We start from the raw sequence: 384 nt of genomic DNA, 5'->3' as shown, positions 1-384 counted from the left end.
CCGTTGTGGTCGTGGCAGAGGTGGTAGGATAGGCATCAACTCAGTCCTTTGGGTGTGGCTTGTTTTGTTTAGCGACTAATCAGATCGCACAAACTGGACTGAGTTCCCTTCCTCCGGTGATCTACTATTCGGAACAGCTATTTAGGCCAGCTTGATCCCTTTGCCTATCTCAAACCGGAATACTTGTTCCCAGGGTTCAGCCAGGAGCGGGATGAACGCACGGGTCTTAGCAAGCACCCATGTACAGAACCTTAAGCGGCAAGCGAATTAATAATACCGTCTAACGTGTTGTTTTGCTTGGATTTTCTCTGCCTACTCTTTTTGCCGTTTTTGGATAAATACACCATTGCCCACTCCAACTTCTCTGTTATTTCCTGCCACGCA

The 384-nt window shown here is 47.9% G+C and carries 1 pseudogene; it reads right to left on the bottom strand.

The window, feature by feature from the left end:
* Nucleotides 1-251: 251 nt before the first annotated feature.
* A pseudogene (locus J9889_RS21010) lies at nucleotides 252-384 on the bottom strand (IS4 family transposase); the annotation flags it as partial.

The organism is Aeromonas sp. PrichA-15 (assembly GCF_017939245.1).
Taxonomy (GTDB): domain Bacteria; phylum Pseudomonadota; class Gammaproteobacteria; order Enterobacterales; family Aeromonadaceae; genus Aeromonas; species Aeromonas caviae.
The sequence above is the reverse complement of the archived record's forward strand: the minus strand, read 5'-3'. Positions and strand labels throughout refer to the sequence as shown.